Consider the following 21,735-nt stretch of genomic DNA (forward strand, 5'->3'; position numbering starts at 1 on the left):
TTATGATTTTACGTAATGTTTTAGCACAAAGTCTCTAGCCTCTTCATTAGTTTTGGCGTGATAAATCGTAGCTCCTGAAAGTTTAGGAAAAAGTGTTTTGAAACACCCGAAATGATGCTCTGGTCCTTTTTTAGATAAAATAATATTGGCTCCTTTAAAACAACTTGCCAAGGCTGCTGTGCCTCCATGAATTGAAATAAACTTCTCACAATTGGCATACACAGATAGCTGGAAATGGTTGTAATTTCTCGCTTTAATTTTATTTTCTTTGTACAAATCCTCCATCAAAACTACTTCAGGATGCGTTTCTGCCAACCATTCGTAGTCATTGAGTTCGTAGATGTCGCTGGTATCATTAGTGATATTCTGAGGGCGTGGGCGGTTATAAAGAATGGTATAGTCTTTTTTCAAATGACTAATCATAAAGTCCAAATCTTCGATACTATAAAAACTAATTGGAGGACCTCCCCATTCCATATTGTAACGATTGGCAATCATCAACATTGGTTTGTCATAGACGTAAACATCATTCTTAAAGTGCTCTTTATAAGGCACTTCAAGCCATTTCGTCATATCATAATCCTGACTATAGAGTACACGTGGAAGTTCAAAATTATAATTTCCTTCATTGGTTCTCACATCAAAAACTTCTTCGTGATGCGGAGAAAAGAAATACATTTCTTTCGTAAACAAAGCACCTTTGGTACTTTTTAAGGTACCATTTTTAAAATGCCAATAGGCAAATGGAATTGTGAATTCTAGTTCAGGGGCAAATTCTCCTTGAAACTCTATTTCTTTATATGGCTTTCTGAATACATAGTCCTGCAACACATACTTCCACTGCGTGAGCTGACACCGATATGTGTGACGGTAATAATATCTAACATCTGGCGTCATTCGTCCGTGACGAAGTAAGACAATCAAGCTCAGAAATTTGTTAAGGATTTTTTCAAACATAAGTACATGGGTTGAAACAATATAAAGAATAGTTAGGTCGCTGCTTTCTTGAAATATCAATTTGTCCAGAAAACACCTATCAAGGATTATGCCGAAAGAATAATTTCTTTTTTTAAATATAGAAATTAAATGATAAATAAAAAGCCATAAATGTTACTTTTTTAAGTTTATGCAAAAAATAACAGCCTTTTCAATTCAGTTTTTAGCAAAAAGTATTCCAACATTCAAGTGCACATACGCTAAATTGTTTAAACGTATTCTTCTTCCAACATTTAAGCTATAATACCTTAACTTTACAGTTTTAACTAAGCTATATCTTGTAGCAGATTATATATTAACATTATGATTCGATTCAACAAACACAAACTCTATTCTCTCATTACACTAACCTTAGTAAGTTGGAGTACATGGGGACAAAAATCAAGTTTTGACCTAATTCCGCTAGGCGTAAAAGGTGGTACCGACGAAAGTAATATGTCGTGTTATATGCTCGGACCAAGTGGTTCGGAGCAATTTGTGGCCTTAGACGCTGGAACAGTATACGCTGGTTTACAAAAAGCCGTAGAGAAAAAAACATTTACTTTATCGGCTTCGCAGGTGATGAGAAAATACATTAAAGGTTATTTTATTTCTCACCCACACCTCGACCATGTTTCTGGACTCATTATCAACTCCCCTGGTGATACCGCAAAAAGTATTTATGCGACGCAAAAGTGCATGACCATCATGCAAGAAAACTATTTCAATGATAAAACTTGGGTAAATTTTGGCGATGCAGGTGTGGGTACTCTCTTGAAAAAATACCATTACGCAACTTTACCGCTTGAAACAGAACAAAGTATTTCGGGTACAGATATGTCTGTAAAAGCGTTTTCTTTAAGTCATATCGAACCTTTTGAGAGTACTGCTTTCTTGATAAAACACCAAGATGCTTATGTTTTGTATTTGGGAGATACAGGCCCAGATGAATTAGAAAAAGCAGGTAAGTTGAAAAATCTTTGGAAAAATGTAGCACCATTGATCAAAAACAAGCAATTGAAAGGAATCCTCATAGAGGTTTCCTTTCCCAACGAACAACCTAATCATCTGCTGTTTGGTCACCTAACGCCACAATGGCTTATGAAAGAAATGAATATTTTGGCAGACCTTGCAGGAAAAGAAAATCTCAAAGGCCTAATTGTTGTTATTACGCATTTAAAGCCTCCAGCTGTGAACGAGCAAAAAATTATTGAACAGGTAAAAACTCAGAATCCACTAGGCTTAAATATCATTTTTCCACAACAAGGAGAAAAAATCAAATTATAGGAATGGGTTTCGGATTTTAGGATATATACCATCCATAGACTCACAATCCGATACAAAAAGCCCTACAGCCCCGACAGAGAAAAGCCTGATTATTATACTTTTGTAATAAATTCAAAATCTAACATTCAATTCTTTATGAAAAATGTACTTTTAGGATGTGCTTGCTTAACAATCATGTCCCTTTCTTCTGGATTCTCCTGCAAAACAAATGGAGGATTGGAGCCGACTACTGAAAACGCTACAGCAGATAATCAACCGAAAATCAAAACTAATATCATTGTTAACGACAAGGAAATTATCTGGGGAATGGATTTTCTACCTAATGGCGATTTACTTTTTACAGAAAGACAAGGTAAAATTTTCCGTTATTCTGGCGGGAAAACCACTGAGCTTTCAGGTGCTCCAACAGATGTATTCGCTAAAGGACAAGGTGGATTGTTGGATTTGAGAGTTCATCCAAAATATGCCCAAAACGGTTGGATATATGCGACTTATGTAAGTAAGGGTTCTGATAATGGCTCACAATTAAATTTGATTCGTTTCAAACTCAGCGGTGATGCTATTACTGGTACTGAAACCATTTTTAGCACTCCTGCCACCAACACGATGTACAACCACTATGGTAGTCGCATCGAGTTTGATAACAAAGGATTTTTGTTTTTATCCATTGGTGAAGGTGGTGCAACAAGTTATGGTGGTGCCGAATCACCAAACATGAATGCACAAAATGTAACGATTCCTTGGGGAAAAGTTCACCGCATGACTGATGATGGTAAAGTTCCAAGCGACAACCCAATTTTAGAAGGAAACACTGCGCCTTCTACGGTTTACTCATACGGTCACCGCAACCCACAAGGTTTGATTTTTAATCCAACTACACAAGAAATTTGGGAGTCTGAGCACGGTCCTCGTGGTGGAGACGAAGTGAATGTGATCCAAAAAGGCAAAAACTACGGTTGGCCTGTGGTATCTTATGGTATCAACTACGATGGAAAAACTATTTCTAAAGCTCCATCAAAAGATGGTGTTACTCTACCACAACACCAATACACGCCATCTATCGGAACTTGTGGTATCGCATTTTTAACAAGCGATAAATACAAAGGTTGGAAAGGAAGTTTGTTAGTTGGAGGTTTAGCATATCAATATTTGAGCCGTCTCGAAATTAAAGATGGCAAGGTGGTAAAAGAACAAAAACTATTGGAAAGCATCGGACGTGTACGTAACGTAAAACAAGGTCCGGACGGTTTGATTTATATTTCTGTAGAAGGTCCAGGACGCATTATCCAGTTACTTCCAGAATAATTTCATCTCTAATTTAGTGAGTTGAGATTGAGGGAATGAGTGATTATTTTCCTGAGATATAGTATAAAAAAAATGCGTTCGAAAAGCTCTTTTCGAACGCATTTTTTGATTAACTGTTATGATATTTCTAGCAAGGTATCCCAAAATACAGAATGACTTCTATTTGGGTATTTAACCATTTTCAAATCAACACATCTTCAAATTTTCAAATTATTTCGGTGCTATTTCTCCCAAATAAAAACTTGGATGTGGAGGTTGGTTATAGCCAGAATTTTGCCAAGCGATTGCCACACGATATTGAGCATCGTGCATCAAAGTTGGCATTTTATAAGTTGTTGGAATAGTAGTCGTAAAAATACGAAGAGCTGAGCTATCGCTTTTTTTCAATACTACCTCCTCACGCCAATCGCCAAACAAATCTGCTGAAACGGCAGGCGTCGCCTTTGTACCGTTGTTAGAAGAGCAGCCTTCGGCTGTGAATAGGCGTACCAATTGTCCATTTTGATAATCCCATTTATCTACATGATTTCCGTCCAGTAACTCACGTGTTAAATCGCCATCCCACCAAACCGCGAAGTTCATAGAACGAGGTCTATTCGCACTAATCTGATTACCCTTGCAGTCATAGAGCCCTCCTACTGAGCCCCAAACCTCGTATCCATAATGAGTAGGATCAATATCAGCCGCCATACAACGTCCAATATCCTTGCCTTCACCTGATACACCCCAAAGAGGTTTTCCTGATAAAGCTCCTCTAAATTCCATTCCATATTCTCCATACTTAGCAGGCTCTTCATGGCACTGCCAAAGCTCTAAGCCTTTTATGGTAGGGTCCATATCCGACACGTGCAGGGCATCGCCATGACCAAGGCCATTGGCATAAAAGCTCTTACCATTAGAGGCAATAACCGATGACCCACTAATTACCTCTTGTTTACCATCGCCATCCAAATCTGCAATACTCATTTGGTGATTCCCCATACTTCTATGGGCTTCATTTCCAGCATCGTTAGAGTCAAAATTCCAACGCATTTTGATTTTACCTTTCTCAAAATCCCAAGCAGTTCTAACCAAACGTGTATAGTAGCCACGTCCAGTAATCAGGCTTGGATGTTTGCCATCGAGATACGCCACTGCTGAGATAAACCTATCTACTCGGTTGCCATATTTATCTCCCCAAGCTCCCACCTCTCCACGCTCAGGCGTAAATGGTACAGAATCAAGAATTTTACCAGAAATACCTTCAAAAACTGTCAAAAACTCAGGACCATCCAATACATATCCCGCTTCATTACGATAATCAGCTTTGGCATCTCCTATAATTTTTCCAGAAGCATCTGTCGTTCCATCAGCAGTTTTACAGGCAATTTCGGCTTTACCATCTCCATCAAAATCAAAAACCATAAACTGGGTATAATGGGCGCCAGCTCTGATATTTTTACCTAAATCAATGCGCCACAATTGCTTCCCGTCCATACGATATGCATCCAAATAGACATTTCCTGTATAGCCTTTTTGAGAATTATCCTTCGAGTTAGTTGGATCCCATTTCAGTACGATTTCATATTGCCCGTCACCATCTAAATCCCCCACCGAACAATCCGATGCTGAATAGGTATAGGGCTTACCATCAGGTGTAGTGCCTCCTTCTGGCATTTTAAGGGGTATTTCTATGAAGTTTTGAGATAAGACTTGGGTATAAATAGACTTTTGTTCTTTGCCATTGATAACAGCACAAAGACTGTATTCACTTGACTCGATTCCTGTGCTATCTACCCAATTAGATACCGTTGTAATCGGACTGGTGTTTAATTTGGTTTTTCCTCTGTAAATATTAAAGGCCACATTTTTGGCATCGGTGCCAAGGATTCTCCAACTCAAAAAAACAGATTTTGGATTGGTACGCACAGCGACCAAACCTCTATCCAAATTTTCGAGTTGATACTGAGCCATCACACCCGAAGATAGCAGCAAGCCCAAAGCAAAGGGCAATACTTTACTTACGATTTTTTTCATGAAATAAATCAGGTTTATTGGTAAAGAAATTAGTGAATATTAGTAGTAAAATTTTAGCTCAAACGGAAAACGAAACAACTGGAGGTAGCATATTTCCCTCCTTGCATAGCGGTAAAAAGATGGGTTGGCTTGCCATTTTGCATCAGCAATTGAGGGCGTTCAAACCTGCCATAACGCTTAAGGTGCGCAGGTGCTGGTGGTTCGGTAATATAGGCTTCCGCAGGAAAAAAAGATACGGTAGGTTCGCTCCACTTCTTTCCATTTTTCGACTCCATAAACAAGCCTACTTCATGGTTAAAATAGCCCATATCGCGGGTAAGCATTTTGAATTTGCCATTTTCCCAATACGTAAAAGCATCTTCAACTTGGGCATTATTGCCTTTTTTCGAAAAATCTACAATGGGATTACCTGCATACTTGGTGTAAGGTCCCATTAAATTTTTGGCAATTGCCAAACCGTATTTTCGATTACCTCGAATAGCGCCTTGAGCTTCTTGGTATTCTTTGGTATTCCAAGATTTGTAGTACAACCAATACTCACCATTCGGGTGTTTAATAAAAGAGGGGTTTGTGGTACAATGGTCATCCCAAGCGCCTTCGGTACCAGCTTCTAACAGCGGTTTATCATAGCGAGTCCAAGGGCCATCGAGGCTTGGCGCTGTGGCAATACCAATACGTTTAGTATCTGTTTTACCGTTGGAATTACCCATGTAAAACAAACAATATTGGTTATCAATAAATTGAATATGAGGATTATGACAGGTAGTTGCATCCCAAAATCCTTCGCCTCTTGGAGCAAGAATAGTACCAGTGACTTTAAAGGGAGCCGTAGGAGAATCAGCAATAGCATGAGCAATTTCGGATTTATGAATCCAACCACCCATTTTGTATTTTTCAGGCCATCTTGAAAAGAAAACATGTACTTTCCCATCTGGAGCCATAATCGGTGAAGCACACCAAACGTAATAACCTTCTATTTCCAATCGACGACCAACTGGTTCAAGGTGCTTGACAAAATCGGATAAAGGCAAAACCTTAGTTTTGGGTTTTCCAAAGCTAAATGTAGTCAATGGCAAGACCCCCAAAGAAGCCAAAAAGGTTCTTCTAGAAAGCATATTGTTTAGAGATAAATATCAATTTTTAGATCAGGAAATTGGTAGTTGTGAGTTAGGGTTGTATACTAGGATTATAAAAACTGATTATTTCGGATGAGGGATTTCGGAAGTATAAACTTCTATATTTTGTAAAAAAATAAAAGTATTTTACTCTATTTCCGAAATCAGAAATCCTAAATACGTAATTGTTGGAAACCCTCCGTACAGCTCTAACTCACAATTCTACACTAACGAATAACGCTATGTAATCTAAAAGATTGAATTGATATATTTCTACTAAGTAACGGCTCAAATAGAAGACTTTTTCAGAAAATAAATATCACAAAGGATATCCTAATCGTGTTTCTGTGAACTCAATTTGTCGACAGGATAGCCTTTTGCTTTACATCTCGCAATAATGTCATCTAACTGTTTTTGAGGCATATTCTTTTTACGACTCATGATAAACAAAAATTTATACTCAGGATGTCCCACCACCACATAAGAATAATCTTCGGGAAGTTCGATAATCCAATAGTCCACTCGGTATGGCCATAAAAATTGCGCTTCGAGTTTAGCGTTATTGGTATTAGCCACTGGAAAAACTTTGGATTTTACGGAGTGAACTTCTTCATCATTCCCTTTTTTATAAGTGGTTACTACATCGAAGTAGCCCTTCGTATTGAGTGTATAATACCCAGTGGTTTCTCGGGTATTACGGTCAAACATGGTGGGTAAAGAATACAGTGAATACCAGACACCGCAATAGCGTCGTAAATCAACTTTCTCAACCGTGGCATTCGGCACAAAATTGGTTTTCATTAAAAACAAAGTAAAGGCAAGTATGTATTTCATAAGTTTCTCGTTTTGGAAAAATACGAAAAACTCAGCCTTTTAGATTTTGGTTTTTTCAAAACCGCTTATCATTTATCAATTTTTTGAGACGAATATCACATTACTAATCAAAAAACTCATTATGAAAATTGACTAAAAACACCTCGTGAGTAGCACGCGTAATACCTGTATAAAGCCAACGAACAAAATCCTCATTGATTTGTTCATCAGTCAAATAGCCTTGTTCTACAAACACGGCATTCCACTGCCCACCTTGAGACTTGTGGCAAGTGAGCGCATAGGCAAACTTTACTTGCAGCGCATTGAGATAAGGGTCTTTACGAATTTCGGCAATACGATCTTTTTTGTTTGTAATATGCTCATAATCCAAGGCTACCGAGTCATACAGTGCCTTACTTTCGTCTTTATTCAGAGAGGGGTTATTGGAATATAAGGTACTCAAAAGCACTTTTGCTTCGATTTCGGGATGGTCTTCATAATCGAGCAAACGAAGATATAAGGTTGCAAAACGGAAGCCGTGCATTTCTTCCACACCCCGAATTTTCATAACCTCCACAAAATCACCGTTAGCCAAAAAGCCCGCTGGAGAGTCATCCCCCAACCAATGATAATTATTTCGTACAATCATCAACAAATCTCCAACCGAAAGCTCATCATCCAAAGCAAAGATTTGTTGGCGAATATAGCGGTTATAAAGAACAGCAGTCTTGTTCGAGCGTGTCAGGATAATCGTATTTTCTCTCCCAAATTTTCGGTAAGCATAGTTAAGCCCATCCTCCAGCTTTTCGCCAGTCATTTTATAAAAATCTCGATATCCTTTGGTCACAAAAGAGATTTTGGGCTTATTCGTACTCAGAGTACTTCGGAGTTGGGTGGCATTATACAAAATCCCAGATTCGGCATCCTGACGCATTACCTCGGTAAGTTCTTGCTCCAAAACACCCAAATGAAACTGCCCTTCCATATAAACTTTTTCAAGCGCAGGCGACATGAATTTTCCAACGGGAGGCAACTGTGCGGTATCACCTACAAATATGATTTTGTTCCCATTGTAATCTAACTCAGGATGCGTAAACACATATTCCATCAAATCGGTGAGCAAACCCGCAGTACCAAACTCAGCATCGTCCGAAATCATGGACGATTCATCAATGATAAAAATGGTATTGGTGGCATAGTTATTTTGACGCTGAAACTCGAGGCTCCCTGTATATTGGTTGGCTACTTGTCGATAGATTTTTTTATGAATCGTCAAGGCCGTTTTTTTCGAATAATTCGACATTACTTTTGCCGCACGACCTGTCGGTGCCAGCAACACAGACTTATAACCGAACTTGGGCAATACTTTGATTATGGTGGAAATTACCGTGGTCTTTCCTGTACCAGCATATCCTTTTAACAAAAAACACAATGGGCCAAAATCGTCGGTATTGAGGATAAACTTTTCCATTTTCTGAAAAAGTTCAACCTGTCCAACGGTTGGTTCAAAGGGAAATTTTTGTCTTAATAAAAACGAAGGTGTTTTTTGTTCTTCTGCCACGGCAATTATTGAGTGAATTATGATTGAGTAATTGAATGAATGGTGTTTTTTCAAACCTTAAAGACTGATGGCAACCTCATGCGACAAATCTCTGAAAGTATTGATTAAACAGACTTTCTCAAAATGCTTCAGGTCTTCAATCCTTATCGCTTTTTCTTTTATTTGATGCGTATCCAACAAATATTGTCGTTTTGTACCTTTCAATAGTGGTGTGTTGGGCGTAAACCACTGTTTTCCATCCCAAAATGCCAAATTCGCAATAGTGGCATCTGAAACCCAACCATTTTGAGTAATAATCAACTCATCTGCCTCTGGGTTTTCTTGAAGTAATTGGGTAAAAGCATCTCTTTCCAACCATTTGATAGCATAGTCAATTGGAGGTGCTTCAACCACTTTAATACTTCGAATATTTTTCCATTGGTAGGGAATAAATTGTATTTCCTCGATTTCTTGTTGGTACACTACTCTACAACGCACAATACCATTCTGATGTTCAGCTGGAACAACCAACGTTGAAGCTAAATCTATGACGTTATCACACTGCCAAAGTTGCTTTCGGGCGGCGTTCATACGTGCTTGATGATAAGATATTTGTAATATCTCACCATTTTGTATCTGTATAGTTTCTAAAATTCTCATATTCTTCTGTAAATTTAAACTACTTTTTTTAAATAGATATTCCAGATTTTGCATAAATAATTGATTCAAAAATGAAAACCTTAGATGATTTGCTAGTCTTGGGCGACCCTCGACTCTATGAGATTTGTCAAGAAGTGACCAAAGAAGAACTACCATTAGTGAAAGAATGGGTCGCCGACTTACATAATGTTATGCAGGAAATACGAGAAAAGTACAATTTTGGTAGGGCTATAGCAGCACCTCAGTTGGGCATTATGAAGAGAGTTATTTATATGAATATCGATAAACCTGTGGTATTTATTAATCCAGTTTTAGAAAATCTCAGCGAAGAACAATTTGAGCTATGGGATGATTGTATGAGCTTTCCTCGTCTTTTGGTCAAAGTAAAGCGACATAAAAGCCTAACGATTCGTTATTTGGATGAAAATTGGCAAGAGCAAATTTGGGATATGCAAAATGATTTATCAGAACTTCTCCAACATGAATACGACCATTTGGATGGTATTTTGTGTACTATGCGAGCTATCGATAATAAGTCTTTTAAATGGAGATAGGTAGTAGTGCTGAATTATGAGTGATGAGTTTTGAGTGTATTTTTTGATTACTAATGTTTTATCTCATATTTAATTCAACTTAATTCTGCAAGATTAAGTAATAGTGGTGAGTTGTCCTTGCCTAAAATGCTACATTCACAATCAAATAAATTTGATATTACTTTCGATGAAATATATTCTTTCTTTGCCCATTTTTAATCATACTACTCAAAACTTCAAGGCACTATTGATGCTGGCTTGGGGCTTTTTTCCTTTTATTACAGTCTTACTTTTTGTTGATTCTCCGTGGTTTGCCCAAAACATTTTTGACGGCAGGTATCTCGCTGATGTACTGACGCTTTCATATTTTGGTTTACTATTTCATCACAGCGATGCGCATTTGCGAAAATTGCTTTTCGTGATGATTTTTTTGTCATATTTAGGCGAGTTAATTTTCTGTAATGGTGCAGGAATGTATGATTATCGTACACCTTATGTGCCATTCTATGTCCCATTTGGTCATAGTATCGTATATGCCACGGGTTATATATTCGCACACACCCAATGGGCAGCACGACATGACAAAGCGTTAAGACCTATTTTCATAGTCTTTTATGCAGTCGTATTTTTACTCGTTGGATATTATTGGAACGACCATTTTTCATTGTTATTTGGGCTATTATTTTTTGTATTAGTCAGACGAAAAAGATGGCAAAATGTGTATTTTTTCATTGGGATAGCAGTTTTTACGACCGAACTCATCGGTACCTATTACAACTGCTGGATTTGGCGCCCCATTACCTACGGAGGATTAGCCACTGCCAACCCTCCATTAGGAGCGGTATTTTTTTATGGTGGAGGCGATGTACTTTTGGACAAAATTGTTTGGTATTATGAACGAAAAATACAACCCTCTTTAACCTAAAATCGCTGATTTTCGATGGTTCTGAAGGTAAGATTAATTCTTGGCTTTTTTACTTTTTTAGTAGGTGGCAATCGGTGCAGCCAAAACGTTTGAGTGGTATCTTTCATCACCAGTAAACTTCCATGTTCTAATAACATTTCCACTTTCTGGTCGGTATGCTTATGTTTGAAAGCAAATTTTCTTTCAGCACCAAAGGTAATTGAACCAATAGCACCATTTCTTTTCAAATCGATTTCATCATCGCTATGCCATGCCATACCTTCGTCGCCAGAATGATAGAGGTTGAGCAAACATGAATTAAATGTTTCGCCCGTTGCCGTTTCGATTCTATTTTTGAGCGTCAATAATTCAGGAGTCCAAGGCAGTGCTTCTTTAGTAACTTTTGAGTACGTATATCGAAAAGGACTATCACCATACCATGCCACTTTTCGTTTGGTAATAATCTTTTTACCAAACATCATTGCTTCATCATTTCTCCAATCAATGGTATGCCAGAGCTCTTCGAAAAAGGTATTAGATTCCTCCTCCGAAAAAAGTTTACCATAATAGTTGACCACACCATCTTGAGGAAGCCAATTGTACTGAGAATCATACTCATTATATAAAAAAAGACTCATGTAATTTGTTGGTTTTATAAAGCAAATTTTATGAATAATCTTTGGTCATCCTACCCGAAAATTGCTGAATTATTTTTCCTCCAATACCTAATTATAAGTATTTAAAGAAAATACATGATTTCTTGACTAAGTAACAAAAATCATTTGCTTCTAATTATCTTTAAGTATAAATTTATATCCAATAAGATATTGCTTTCAGGCATCAGTTTGACGAGATTTGTAAAGAATTCAAAAGATAACTGAAGAATTTTCGCCATAAAATTTAAAACCTGTGACATTTTATTATTTTTCAACAGCTACATCATTTGAATTCCAATCAACTTTTCTTGCCACAATTTTAATTAGTCAAATTTCTTCTTCTTGCAAATTGCTAGGATAAAATCTATTGTAGGTATCGCCATTACCTTCTCATAGAATTTATTTCTTGAAAAGAAAACCACAACATCATTTTACCACTGTACATCTCGCCTAGGTACTTATTAAATTGTCCGTTTTTAGAATATTTTAAAACCTTGTTTTTGACATTATTAAACATTCACCTTAGGCAATTAAAATGAATAGAATTGTTTTAAGCTTCTACTCTCAAATTAGTTGCTTTCAAACACTTATGTATTAAATGGTTTATCTAAAAAAAAGTGATAATTATTCGATTTCGCCAGCACTCGAACCTGAGGATAACGATAGGCATGAATATGTCTTTGTTAAACAAAATAATCTATATGTCAAACTGCCGTATAGAAATTTAGTTTTTGCAAACAGCTCTGGCAACTATGTAGAATTAACGACTAGTAATCAAAAAAGATACACACTAAATCAAGTATTCAGCAAATAGAAAATTCGTTAAGATACGATAAAATCATTCGCATTCATCGCTCCTATTTAATTAATATTGAACACCTTATTGAATTTAGTACTCAGGAGGTCACCTTAAGCAATGGGTGTATTTTACCCATTGGAAAACACTTTCAAGAAAACTTTATTAGCCTTGTACTCAAGTGTCCAGTACTTATGTAAACCTTATTTTAAACTATTTTGATTTGATACTTTTTTCAATTTAACACACTATTTATACTTGACAAGTTAGAACACATGAAATCCGAACTATTAAACCTAGCTTTTCTCACTACGATTGTTCTCGTTGTGAGTATAATTATTGGTATGCTTTACTACTTTAAGATGAAAAGTAGAACCACTGTCAAAAATCAATGCCCTTGCTGTCATCAAAACTATGGACAGCGGATTCAAACCCCTTTTGTTTATGATGCCTTTCGCACAATATTAAGCATCCCTATAAAAACCTATAAATGTTTATCTTGTAACTCTATTTTTTTTGTAAAGTAAATATTAACGTATTATCAATAGGGTTAGAGATTGGGCTACAGGGTTATGTCCTGCTGTAGGATGTCAGCTCTTTGGATTCGATTTTTATTGGTCATAACTTGTGGGAATAATCAAACCCAAATTTTATGAAATCAATAACTCAATTTTCTATTTACTGTTTTTTAACATTTATTATCACGCTTTCAACTGTATCTGCCCAATCCCCTAAAAAAACCTCTGGAAACCCCATTTTTGAAGGTTGGTATGCCGATCCCGAAGCGGTCATTTTGAATAAAGAATATTGGGTTTTCCCAACGTTTTCGGCCAAGTACAAAGACCAAATTTTCTTTGATGCCTTTTCATCTAAAGATTTGGTCAATTGGAAAAAATACCCTAGAATCTTAGACACCACTGCTATCAAATGGGCAAAAATGGCAATGTGGGCTCCTTCGATAGTACAAAAAGGTAAGCAATATTTTTTGTTCTTTTCGGCAAATGATATTCAAAGTTCTGAGCGTAAAGGATTTGGCGCAAACAATCCAGACAAAGATGATAAGGTGGGCGGAATCGGTATTGCCGTAGCCTCTAAACCCGAAGGTCCTTACAAAGACTATCTTGGTAAACCTCTTATCAATCAATTTTACAATAAAGCGCAACCCATTGACCAAGCAGTTTTTCAAGATAAAGACGGACAATATTATATTATTTACGGCGGTTGGGGACACTGTAATATTGCCAAACTTAAACCTGACTTTTCAGGCTTGATGCCTCTAGAAAACGGCGAAATGGTTAAGGAAATCACCCCAAAAGGCTATGTAGAAGGCCCTATTATGTTTATCCGTAAAGGCAAATATTATTTGATGTGGTCGGAAGGTGGCTGGACTAATGGCACCTACAAAGTGGCTTACGGCGTAGCAGATTCTGTTTGGGGACCGTTTGAGAAAAAATCTACCATCTTGGTGGCAGATGAGAAAGTGGCAACGGGTGCAGGGCACCATTCGGTGATCAATACTCCCAAATCTGATGATTGGTACATTGTGTATCACCGTCGCCCTATTCCCAATCTCGACCGTGATCATCGTGTAGTATGCGTTGATCACTTGTACTTTAACGAAGACGGTACCATCAAAGATGTAAAAATGACCTTCGAAGGCGTTGAACCTAAGAAATTGAAGTAGGGAATTTTTTTATAAGGGAATTTAGTGATTGAGTAATTGAGCGAATGAGTGATTATTTTAATCTACATTTTCTGGTTTAGACGCAATGCTTTGCTTCTAGAGATTAGTCAACAGGAATTTTAGCAAAAAAAAGGCAGTTGAAATTAGTTTTTCGACCGCCTTTTTTGATTTACAACCATTAAATGCCTACCGTTTAAGCAATTTGTAATTCTTTGGACCTTTTTTCCTAATAGGGTGCGACTTAAGTCGCACCCTATTAGGAAAAACTGAGATAGTCTACTTTATTAATCTCAACAAGAGCAGGTCTTCTTTTCAGATAATCTAAAAACTCGGGAAGGCTTGTGTTTATGTTTTATTACTTACATACAGCCAATATTAATAGAGTGATATTTTCAAACAAATTAGACACTCTTCACTAATGCCTGACCCCTAATACCTCATGACAGCAACCTATCCCTCACCTCCATCAATGCATATCCCAATAGATTTTCGCCCTCCCACTCCATTGGATTTTCGACGTCTGGATGGTCAGAAGCCATGCCAATGCCCCAGATTGCATCTACAGGGCTGGCCTCCACGATAACTCTGTTATTAGTAGTCAATAAAAATTCTTTTAAAGCGCTGTCTTGTGAAAATTTATAAAAATTACCCTCAACAACAATATCAAATTTATGAGTATCCCAAATCTTTGCATCAAAGTTTTTCACCGAGCGACCTAACTTTTTAGCTTCTGCGGGGCTTTTTGCTTTTAAGATTTTTTCGGCTGTATATTCATCTTGAAAAAGTCTGGCTTTATGTACCATCATCCAATGCTCGGCGGTTATAAAAATCTCTCTATTGACCTCAAATGGCGACTGCCACCATTGACTAAAACACGATTTAGAAAGACTTCCATCTTTTGAAGGTTGATGACCCCAGAAAAATAGATATTTGATTGGCTCTCCGTAGTTGTACTTTTCACAGAGCCATTGTTGATTGTATTTCATAGTTATCATTTTGGTTAGAAAATCAAAAATAGTAAAATTTAAGTAAATCTATCAACAAAAAAGAGAGGATAGACTCTCTCGAATCTATCCTCCTAGTATGTTTTTCAAAAATAAAAAGCTTTCCAAAATTATTAATTAACGCATTTCAGCAGCATAAATCCCTGAAGTTGCATCTTGTTTAAAAGATCTTGAAATCCAGCCTCCACCTACAACATCATCTCCTTCGTAAAACACCGCCGCTTGACCAGGCGCAATACCCGATACTGGTTGATGAAAGTCTACTCGGATTTTTTCTCCTTCTTGAATAATTTTCGCTGGTGTACCTTGATCTTTGTAACGAACTTTGGTGATGGTTTCTAATGTATCTGGGATTGACGCATACTTCGACAAATTCAATTGTCCAACCCACATACCATCACGCTCCAAATCTTTATCACGTCCCAAAACTACCTCGTTAGTTTCTTTACGAATTTCTGTCACAAAAGCTGGATAGCCTAATGCAATACCCAAACCTTTTCTTTGTCCGATGGTATAAAACGGATAGCCTTCATGTTTGCCAAGTACCTTACCGCTGGTATCCACAAAGTTTCCACCACGAACTTGATCTTCTAAACCTTCCACACGACGTTTTAAGAAGCCACGATAATCGTTATCTGGCACAAAGCAAATTTCATAACTTTCAGATTTGTTGACCAAATCCATAAACCCACGTTCTTTTGCCATTTCTCGAATGGTATTTTTGGTCAAATGACCCAAAGGCAACTTGGTACGAGAAAGACTTTCTTGCGAAACACCCCACAACACATAACTTTGATCTTTCCAAGTATCAACACCCTTAGAAATCACAAAACGTGAATTTTCTTCACGAATATTAGCATAATGTCCTGTTGCAATAAACTCACAATCAAGCTTATCTGCACGACGCAGAAGCGCATCCCACTTGATATGCGTATTACACATCACACAAGGGTTTGGCGTGCGTCCTTCTAAGTATTCACCCGTAAAGTGATTAATCACATAATCACCAAATTCTTCTCTAATATCAAGGATATAATGTGGGAAACCCAACTCTACAGCAATGTTACGGGCGTCGTTGATGGAGTCCAACGAGCAGCAACCTGTTTCTTTCTTGGTACCACCTGATGAAGCATAATCCCATGTTTTCATGGTCATACCTACTACTTCATAGCCTTGTTCGTGAAGCATTACCGCTGCTACCGAACTGTCGATACCGCCACTCATGGCGACTAAAATTCTTCCGTGTTTACTCATGTTTTCGGCGAGGATTCAAAGTCCTCCGTTGTTTTTAAATATGATTTTCGAATAGTGATTTGATCAGTGTTGTAAACCCAATAATGGTACTTATCAAAGATGAGTAACCTCTCCTAACCAAATATTCTTTTGCAAAAATACAATATTTTTCTAACACCACGGCTAGCTTTTTGGTTCTGAGTTGGTCAAATTGTACTTTTGCAAAAATTCAAGGGTAAACGTTTTGCTCTACAAGAAGAAAACAATTATGTTAAAAACTATCGTTAAGGTTTCGGAGGTAAATAATTTATCAGATGCTCGCTACTGTGCAGGAATGGGCGTTGAATATATTGGTTTTTCAATGGACAATGTTCCTTTTGAGAAATACAAAGAAATGAGAGGTTGGCTTGCAGGTGTTCAAATCGTGGGTGAGACCAGCTCGAATAATGCGTTGCATATTCAAGAAATGGTAAGTACTTTTTTACCAGATGCGATTCAAATTTCAGCTAATTCGGGCAGTGATTTGCCAGATTTGGATGCTTTGAAAGAGTTGAATTTACCCATTATTCTTAAAACTGATTTTGCAGAAGCTAATCTTCCAGCTTTGTTTCAATCGACAGCGGGATATGTTACCTATTTTTTGTTAGAAAATTCTGATGAATTTACGACAATAGATGCTATCACCAATCAAATCGAAACTTGGGCAGCGCAATATCCTATTCTTTTGGGTTTTGGCATTACAGAGGACAACGCCAATCAATTATTGGAAGAAGTAGGGTTTAAAGGCTTGGCATTGAAGGGCGGAGAAGAAATTCGCCCGGGTTTTGCTAACATGGACGAGTTAATCAATATTTTGGAGGCACTAGATGATGATTTCTAGGCAAACAATAAAGGTTTTGAAATTTGAAAACACCGTACACATTTTCAAATTTCAAAACCTAACATTTAATTGTATTTAACAAAGCAGGAACACTTATGGGTTAGTAAGTAATATTTTCCGTGCATATATTGCCTTACTACGAATCAAGCATATCAAAATTTTCTTACTTAGAAAACTTTTTTTCTTTGTGAGTACTACTCACTGAATAGGAAAGGTAGAAACCAATTCCTAATAATACAAGGGCAAAAATAACTACTGACATTTTAGATAGGAGTGAAAAAGAGTGTGAAAAAATCTCTAATTTGATACAATGACAATTTTGAACAGGCTAACCCTAATCGAATTGTAATATTTATACGATTTTTCTATAACAAAGTAACAAAACACTCTTAAAAAAGCCTATATAAATTGTTGAATTTGAGTAAACGGCTCCTCACCTAACCAATTGATAATCAAACCATCTTTCTCCATTTTTCGAAAGTATGTCATTTGCCTTTTGGCAAATTGATGAATTGCTACATTCAATCGATCAAACATCGTCTGGTAGTCTATTGCACCTTGCAGATATTCCGTAATCCATTTATATTCCAAGCCATAAAATATCAATTTGTCAGGACTTACGCCTAGGTCGAGTAGTGCTTTTACTTCTTCCACCATCCCTTGTTCAAAACGCTGTCGCAAGCGTCTAGTAATTTTTTCTCGACGTAATTCTACAGGTGGATTTAGTCCAAAGATGATGGAATTAATTGCTTGCTGCTGCGGTAATTCAAACTCAGGATGTGCCTGAAGATACGTTCCTATTTCAATGGCTCGGATGGTACGTTTGTGCGTAGAGGTATCTGCTTTGGGCACCAAAGCAGACAATGATTCAAACCGTTTTAAGAGTTCTTCATGACTCAAAGGAAGTAAGGTAGCACGAAATGCTTCATCAATTGGCACAGCAGTATATTGAAAACCTTTTAAAACTGCTTCCAAATACAAGCCACTTCCTCCGCAAAGAATGGCAATTTTACCACGACTTCGGATATTGTCAAATGCTTTTTGAAAATCCTGTTGAAACTGAAAAATATGATAGCTTTCACCAGCATCCACGATATCGATCAAATGATAAGGGATATTTTTGTTGTCTGTAGTATACTCATCCAAATCTTTTCCTGTTCCGAGATTCATTCCTCGATAAACTTGTCTTGAATCTGCACTAATAATTTCGGCATTGAGCAGGGAAGCTAATTGTACCGCCAGATGGGTTTTGCCAGAGGCAGTTGGTCCTAATATGGTGATTAGTTCATATTGCATAAAATAAAATCTTTCTATTCTTTACAAAGTGTTTTTATATACTTCAAACTACCAGAGTTGATTATCCTAATCCAACCTTGGGATTTCAATTCTTCTAGTGAATATTGTTGCAAAATACGGTTTTCAGGATAGCGTTCATACGTTTTTGAATTCACCCAATAATAGGTAGCTATTTCAAAATCAACCACTTGTTTGAATCCTAGAACATGATAACTCCGTCCGTTAGACCAATCTTTGTCAGCATAACTCATAATATCATCTGGTTGGTTCTCATGCATAAAAGCCTTCATAAGTTTGTCCATTCCTCCTACCACAACATATCCTTGCAATGAGGCAAATCGCAGTAATTCATACGAACGAAAATCTTGTCTATCACCCCACTTCATGGTTCGAGCACCACTAAAACTCGCTACGGCAATCAGTGCATTTTCGTGAGTAGGAAAATTTTCGCCCAAGTATTTCTGGATATATTGTTTTTTGAGAAAAAGTCCATATTTAAGCTTAGCTTGCGTACTTCCTTGTAAATGATGTGTATTGAAGAACGATTCCATCAAAGGTTTATCAATTCTGGACACCACACAATGACGCGCATGTAATCTGGTAAAAAAGCCTAACACACTACGAATTCTTGCCTTGAGAAGTGCTTGCTTGGTGTACCATAAATCTTGCCAAAGACAAATGTATTTGTTACCCGTAGTAGCTGCCAACTGGCTCAATTTGGTACCATAAGATTCCGAAAGTGGTTTTTGCTCCCAATCGTAAATATCAAAAAGAAGAAGTTTTATATTTTTGGTCGGAAAATATATCAAAGGCAAAATCTGTCCTTCCAACTCCTCTACGGTTTTTTCAAAAGGAATTCCCTGCAATTCGAGCCATTGAGAAAGCTCATCTATCCATTCACTATCTGCCATTTTCATTTTATTTTGCCACAAAGATAGTCAATCCTATTATCGTAAGTTGATAGATGTTACTAGTTAATCGTATATCTGTTATTTGTAAGTGCTTACAAACATAAAGAATGTAGAATTATGATTATAAGCTCCTATCATTTCGCCATGGTTGGAGGTTGTTGCAACGAGCCTTGCGTTAGCAACAAACCCAAGATTACCTGTATAATTGAGCCAGCTTGTTGCTGGCGCATATTTATTAAAAATAACTCCAACAAAGGCTAAAATACAGTTTTACGATTTGTTTAATCATTCCTCGTGCTCGTATTATTTTGTAATAAAAATAGAGAAGGCTTTTTGTAAATACATTTTAGAGCAAAAAGATACATAAATGCAAAAAATTCATAATTTTGTTAACAGCACCTATTACTAAGCTTAATGTTTTGATTAATTATCCGCCAATTATTAATTTATTCATCTTAGTGTACAGAATTATGCGCATAATCATAAAAATAATATCTTTTTGGAGTCTTCTTGTCTGTTATTCTTCCTATTCACAGAACTGTAATTGCGATATTACCATAAGCAAAGCAAATTATTTTGACCCTTCTAATTTACCAGTAAAGCCCGGACAAACTGTATGTTTTAGCGCAGGTAATTATTCCGAAATTCGATTTAATAATATCAAAGGAACCGCCACTCAACCTATCAAAATCATCAACTGTAGTGGAAAAGTAAACATCACCGGGTATAATGTGGGGGTTTTATTTTCGGACTGTAATTATGTTCAATTTTTAGGCTCAGGCGATGCTACTGTGAAAGAAGGTTTTGGGATTAGTGCCACTGCCAATGCATCCATGGGGATCAAAATAGAAGGAACCAGTAGCGATATCGAGGTAGCTAATACAGAAGTGTCACATGTGGGCTTTGCGGGAATCATGGTCAAATCTGACCCTTTTTGTGACCAAAGCAACTGGGAAGGGAATTTTGCGATGTTTAATATTTTGATACATCACAACTATATTCATGATACAGGCAGCGAAGGCATGTACATTGGTAGTTCGTTTTGGAATGAAGGTCAGGAAATCACTTGTGATGGTAGCAAAACTTTAGCTTGGCCCCACCTGATTTATGGTTTAGATATACATCATAATAAAATATTGAGAACCGCTGCCGAAGGAATTCAGTATGCGTGTGCACCCGATGCTAAAGTCCACCACAATGAACTTCAACACACAGGCTATAATCCATTTTCAGTATATCAAGTAAATGGCATTCAAATCGGAGGCGGTGCAGGAGGAGATTGTTATAACAATATTATTCATGATGTCAACGGCACCGGTATTATTATGCTAGGTGGTTTGGGAAATCAGCAGGTATATAATAACCTAATTTATAATGTGGGTGGAAATGGTATTTTTTCAGATACCCGACCGCGTTCTTCTGAAAATACCTACGTTCGAATTATGAATAATAGTATCATCAGTACCAAGGGAGAAAGTATTAAACTATACAGTAATATTCAACAATATGAAGTATACAATAATTTGCTGCTCAAAACTCCAACCAATCAATATATCAAAACCAATACAACCGTAAAATCTATAGTCTCGAATAACTTTACTGATAAGTCCATCGACAACGCAAAGCTACAATATTCCAACGATGACAACTATAAGCCAAGACTTTCCTCTCCATTAGTAAATGCAGGAAAAGATCTATCTCATCTTCGAATCAGAACGGATTTAACTGATACGCTTAGACCTATTGGCGGCGCTTACGATATTGGTTGTTATGAATATACGGGCAACTGGACAGTTGATGATTTCATCCCTGTTCAAGAATTACCAACCTATCCTAATCCTTGTAGTTCAATTCTTTTTGTACGCTTGGAGGCAGAGAGCCAATTTTTTAATGTGAAGATTTATGATGGTGCAGGAAGACTAGTGCAGGAACACGAAAATATGATTGCAGAAAACAACCTTCTTCCCCTAGACATGGCAGAGCTATCCCCTAATCTTTACCTGATTTCGGTTACTCCTGCTACAGGTAATGTTAAAATTGCTCCAGTCTATCGCGGAAAAGTGTTGAAGGTACCTTGATTTCTCATTTATTGAATGGAGATTGAGTGATTTCATTATTTTTAATATC

The 21,735-nt window shown here is 37.1% G+C and carries 19 protein-coding genes; 8 read left to right on the forward strand and 11 right to left on the reverse strand.

Going from position 1 to position 21,735, the window contains the following annotated elements; translation table 11 throughout:
• Positions 1-957, reverse strand: a complete 957-nt coding sequence (locus QM524_RS10090; protein WP_283344475.1) for a hypothetical protein — start codon at positions 955-957, stop codon at positions 1-3.
• Between the two features lie 342 nt (positions 958-1,299).
• Between QM524_RS10090 and QM524_RS10095 the strand changes: the two genes are divergently transcribed.
• Both QM524_RS10095 and QM524_RS10100 read left to right on the forward strand, forming a co-directional pair.
• A complete protein-coding gene (locus QM524_RS10095) occupies positions 1,300-2,262 on the forward strand; it encodes an MBL fold metallo-hydrolase (RefSeq protein WP_283344476.1) in 963 nt (320 codons plus the stop codon).
• A 135-nt stretch (positions 2,263-2,397) separates the two neighbouring features.
• Positions 2,398-3,567, forward strand: a complete 1,170-nt coding sequence (locus QM524_RS10100; RefSeq protein WP_283344477.1) for a PQQ-dependent sugar dehydrogenase — start codon at positions 2,398-2,400, stop codon at positions 3,565-3,567.
• Between the two features lie 210 nt (positions 3,568-3,777).
• Here the strand turns inward: QM524_RS10100 and QM524_RS10105 are convergent, their stop codons facing one another.
• From QM524_RS10105 to QM524_RS10125, 5 genes are all read right to left on the reverse strand, one after another.
• Positions 3,778-5,583 (reverse strand): rhamnogalacturonan lyase, encoded by a 1,806-nt coding sequence (locus QM524_RS10105; protein WP_283344478.1) that lies wholly within the window; start codon positions 5,581-5,583, stop codon positions 3,778-3,780.
• Between the two features lie 53 nt (positions 5,584-5,636).
• Positions 5,637-6,698, reverse strand: coding sequence for a glycoside hydrolase family protein (locus tag QM524_RS10110; RefSeq protein ID WP_283344479.1), 1,062 nt, complete (start codon positions 6,696-6,698; stop codon positions 5,637-5,639).
• A 333-nt stretch (positions 6,699-7,031) separates the two neighbouring features.
• Positions 7,032-7,532: a lipocalin family protein gene (locus tag QM524_RS10115; protein ID WP_166576758.1), complete on the reverse strand. Its 501-nt coding sequence runs from the start codon at positions 7,530-7,532 to the stop codon at positions 7,032-7,034.
• Positions 7,533-7,635: 103 nt separating this feature from the next.
• Entirely contained in the window at positions 7,636-9,072 is a 1,437-nt protein-coding gene (locus tag QM524_RS10120) for an ATP-dependent DNA helicase (RefSeq protein ID WP_283344480.1), read from the reverse strand.
• Positions 9,073-9,129: 57 nt separating this feature from the next.
• Complete coding sequence (locus QM524_RS10125; RefSeq protein ID WP_176464429.1) at positions 9,130-9,711, reverse strand: aminotransferase class IV; 582 nt, start codon at positions 9,709-9,711, stop codon at positions 9,130-9,132.
• A gap of 71 nt (positions 9,712-9,782) precedes the next feature.
• Here QM524_RS10125 and QM524_RS10130 point away from each other — a divergent pair, with 71 nt between their 5' ends.
• On the forward strand, positions 9,783-10,265 hold the full coding sequence (locus QM524_RS10130; RefSeq protein WP_283344481.1) for a peptide deformylase: 483 nt from the start codon (positions 9,783-9,785) through the stop codon (positions 10,263-10,265).
• 166 nt (positions 10,266-10,431) lie between these two features.
• A complete protein-coding gene (locus QM524_RS10135; RefSeq protein WP_283344482.1) occupies positions 10,432-11,169 on the forward strand; it encodes a hypothetical protein in 738 nt (245 codons plus the stop codon).
• Here QM524_RS10135 and QM524_RS10140 read toward each other — a convergent pair.
• Positions 11,166-11,786 (reverse strand): alpha-ketoglutarate-dependent dioxygenase AlkB family protein, encoded by a 621-nt coding sequence (locus QM524_RS10140; protein ID WP_283344483.1) that lies wholly within the window; start codon positions 11,784-11,786, stop codon positions 11,166-11,168. The two genes, QM524_RS10135 and QM524_RS10140, sit on opposite strands and share 4 nt — an antisense overlap.
• 801 nt (positions 11,787-12,587) lie before the next feature.
• On the opposite strand from QM524_RS10140, the gene QM524_RS26015 reads away from it, so the two are divergent.
• Entirely contained in the window at positions 12,588-12,800 is a 213-nt protein-coding gene (locus QM524_RS26015; RefSeq protein ID WP_388045147.1) for a LytTR family transcriptional regulator DNA-binding domain-containing protein, read from the forward strand.
• Between the two features lie 452 nt (positions 12,801-13,252).
• On the forward strand, positions 13,253-14,284 hold the full coding sequence (locus tag QM524_RS10145; RefSeq protein ID WP_283344484.1) for a glycoside hydrolase family 43 protein: 1,032 nt from the start codon (positions 13,253-13,255) through the stop codon (positions 14,282-14,284).
• A gap of 437 nt (positions 14,285-14,721) precedes the next feature.
• On the opposite strand, the gene QM524_RS10150 is transcribed toward QM524_RS10145, so the two are convergent.
• Both QM524_RS10150 and mnmA read right to left on the reverse strand, forming a co-directional pair.
• Positions 14,722-15,270, reverse strand: a complete 549-nt coding sequence (locus tag QM524_RS10150) for an NADAR family protein (protein WP_283344485.1) — start codon at positions 15,268-15,270, stop codon at positions 14,722-14,724.
• Positions 15,271-15,405: 135 nt separating this feature from the next.
• Positions 15,406-16,542 carry a tRNA 2-thiouridine(34) synthase MnmA gene (gene mnmA / locus QM524_RS10155; protein WP_095163933.1) on the reverse strand — a complete coding sequence of 379 codons (1,137 nt, stop codon included), beginning with the start codon at positions 16,540-16,542 and terminating at the stop codon, positions 15,406-15,408.
• A 247-nt stretch (positions 16,543-16,789) separates the two neighbouring features.
• Between mnmA and QM524_RS10160 the strand changes: the two genes are divergently transcribed.
• Positions 16,790-17,401: a beta/alpha barrel domain-containing protein gene (locus tag QM524_RS10160; RefSeq protein ID WP_283344486.1), complete on the forward strand. Its 612-nt coding sequence runs from the start codon at positions 16,790-16,792 to the stop codon at positions 17,399-17,401.
• A gap of 399 nt (positions 17,402-17,800) precedes the next feature.
• Here QM524_RS10160 and miaA read toward each other — a convergent pair whose 3' ends face one another.
• Together miaA and QM524_RS10170 are read right to left on the reverse strand one after the other, a co-directional pair.
• Positions 17,801-18,697, reverse strand: a complete 897-nt coding sequence (miaA, locus tag QM524_RS10165) for a tRNA (adenosine(37)-N6)-dimethylallyltransferase MiaA (RefSeq protein ID WP_283344487.1) — start codon at positions 18,695-18,697, stop codon at positions 17,801-17,803.
• A 14-nt stretch (positions 18,698-18,711) separates the two neighbouring features.
• Positions 18,712-19,608: a hypothetical protein gene (locus QM524_RS10170; protein ID WP_283344488.1), complete on the reverse strand. Its 897-nt coding sequence runs from the start codon at positions 19,606-19,608 to the stop codon at positions 18,712-18,714.
• Between the two features lie 470 nt (positions 19,609-20,078).
• Between QM524_RS10170 and QM524_RS10175 the strand changes: the two genes are divergently transcribed.
• Positions 20,079-21,686, forward strand: a complete 1,608-nt coding sequence (locus QM524_RS10175; RefSeq protein WP_283344489.1) for a right-handed parallel beta-helix repeat-containing protein — start codon at positions 20,079-20,081, stop codon at positions 21,684-21,686.
• Positions 21,687-21,735: the final 49 nt, after the last annotated feature.

Origin of the sequence: Flectobacillus roseus, assembly GCF_030056595.1 — a bacterium.
In the GTDB taxonomy this organism is placed as follows: domain Bacteria; phylum Bacteroidota; class Bacteroidia; order Cytophagales; family Spirosomataceae; genus Flectobacillus; species Flectobacillus roseus.

Coding starts and splice junctions, on each gene's coding strand:
- QM524_RS10090 (WP_283344475.1), bottom strand. CDS start 957: ATGTTTGAAAAAATCCTTAACAAATTTCTGAGCTTGATTGTCTTACTT.
- QM524_RS10095 (WP_283344476.1), top strand. CDS start 1,300: ATGATTCGATTCAACAAACACAAACTCTATTCTCTCATTACACTAACC.
- QM524_RS10100 (WP_283344477.1), top strand. CDS start 2,398: ATGAAAAATGTACTTTTAGGATGTGCTTGCTTAACAATCATGTCCCTT.
- QM524_RS10105 (WP_283344478.1), bottom strand. CDS start 5,583: ATGAAAAAAATCGTAAGTAAAGTATTGCCCTTTGCTTTGGGCTTGCTG.
- QM524_RS10110 (WP_283344479.1), bottom strand. CDS start 6,698: ATGCTTTCTAGAAGAACCTTTTTGGCTTCTTTGGGGGTCTTGCCATTG.
- QM524_RS10115 (WP_166576758.1), bottom strand. CDS start 7,532: ATGAAATACATACTTGCCTTTACTTTGTTTTTAATGAAAACCAATTTT.
- QM524_RS10125 (WP_176464429.1), bottom strand. CDS start 9,711: ATGAGAATTTTAGAAACTATACAGATACAAAATGGTGAGATATTACAA.
- QM524_RS10130 (WP_283344481.1), top strand. CDS start 9,783: ATGAAAACCTTAGATGATTTGCTAGTCTTGGGCGACCCTCGACTCTAT.
- QM524_RS10135 (WP_283344482.1), top strand. CDS start 10,432: ATGAAATATATTCTTTCTTTGCCCATTTTTAATCATACTACTCAAAAC.
- QM524_RS10140 (WP_283344483.1), bottom strand. CDS start 11,786: ATGAGTCTTTTTTTATATAATGAGTATGATTCTCAGTACAATTGGCTT.
- QM524_RS10145 (WP_283344484.1), top strand. CDS start 13,253: ATGAAATCAATAACTCAATTTTCTATTTACTGTTTTTTAACATTTATT.
- QM524_RS10150 (WP_283344485.1), bottom strand. CDS start 15,270: ATGAAATACAATCAACAATGGCTCTGTGAAAAGTACAACTACGGAGAG.
- mnmA (WP_095163933.1), bottom strand. CDS start 16,542: ATGAGTAAACACGGAAGAATTTTAGTCGCCATGAGTGGCGGTATCGAC.
- QM524_RS10160 (WP_283344486.1), top strand. CDS start 16,790: ATGTTAAAAACTATCGTTAAGGTTTCGGAGGTAAATAATTTATCAGAT.
- miaA (WP_283344487.1), bottom strand. CDS start 18,697: ATGCAATATGAACTAATCACCATATTAGGACCAACTGCCTCTGGCAAA.
- QM524_RS10170 (WP_283344488.1), bottom strand. CDS start 19,608: ATGGCAGATAGTGAATGGATAGATGAGCTTTCTCAATGGCTCGAATTG.
- QM524_RS10175 (WP_283344489.1), top strand. CDS start 20,079: ATGCGCATAATCATAAAAATAATATCTTTTTGGAGTCTTCTTGTCTGT.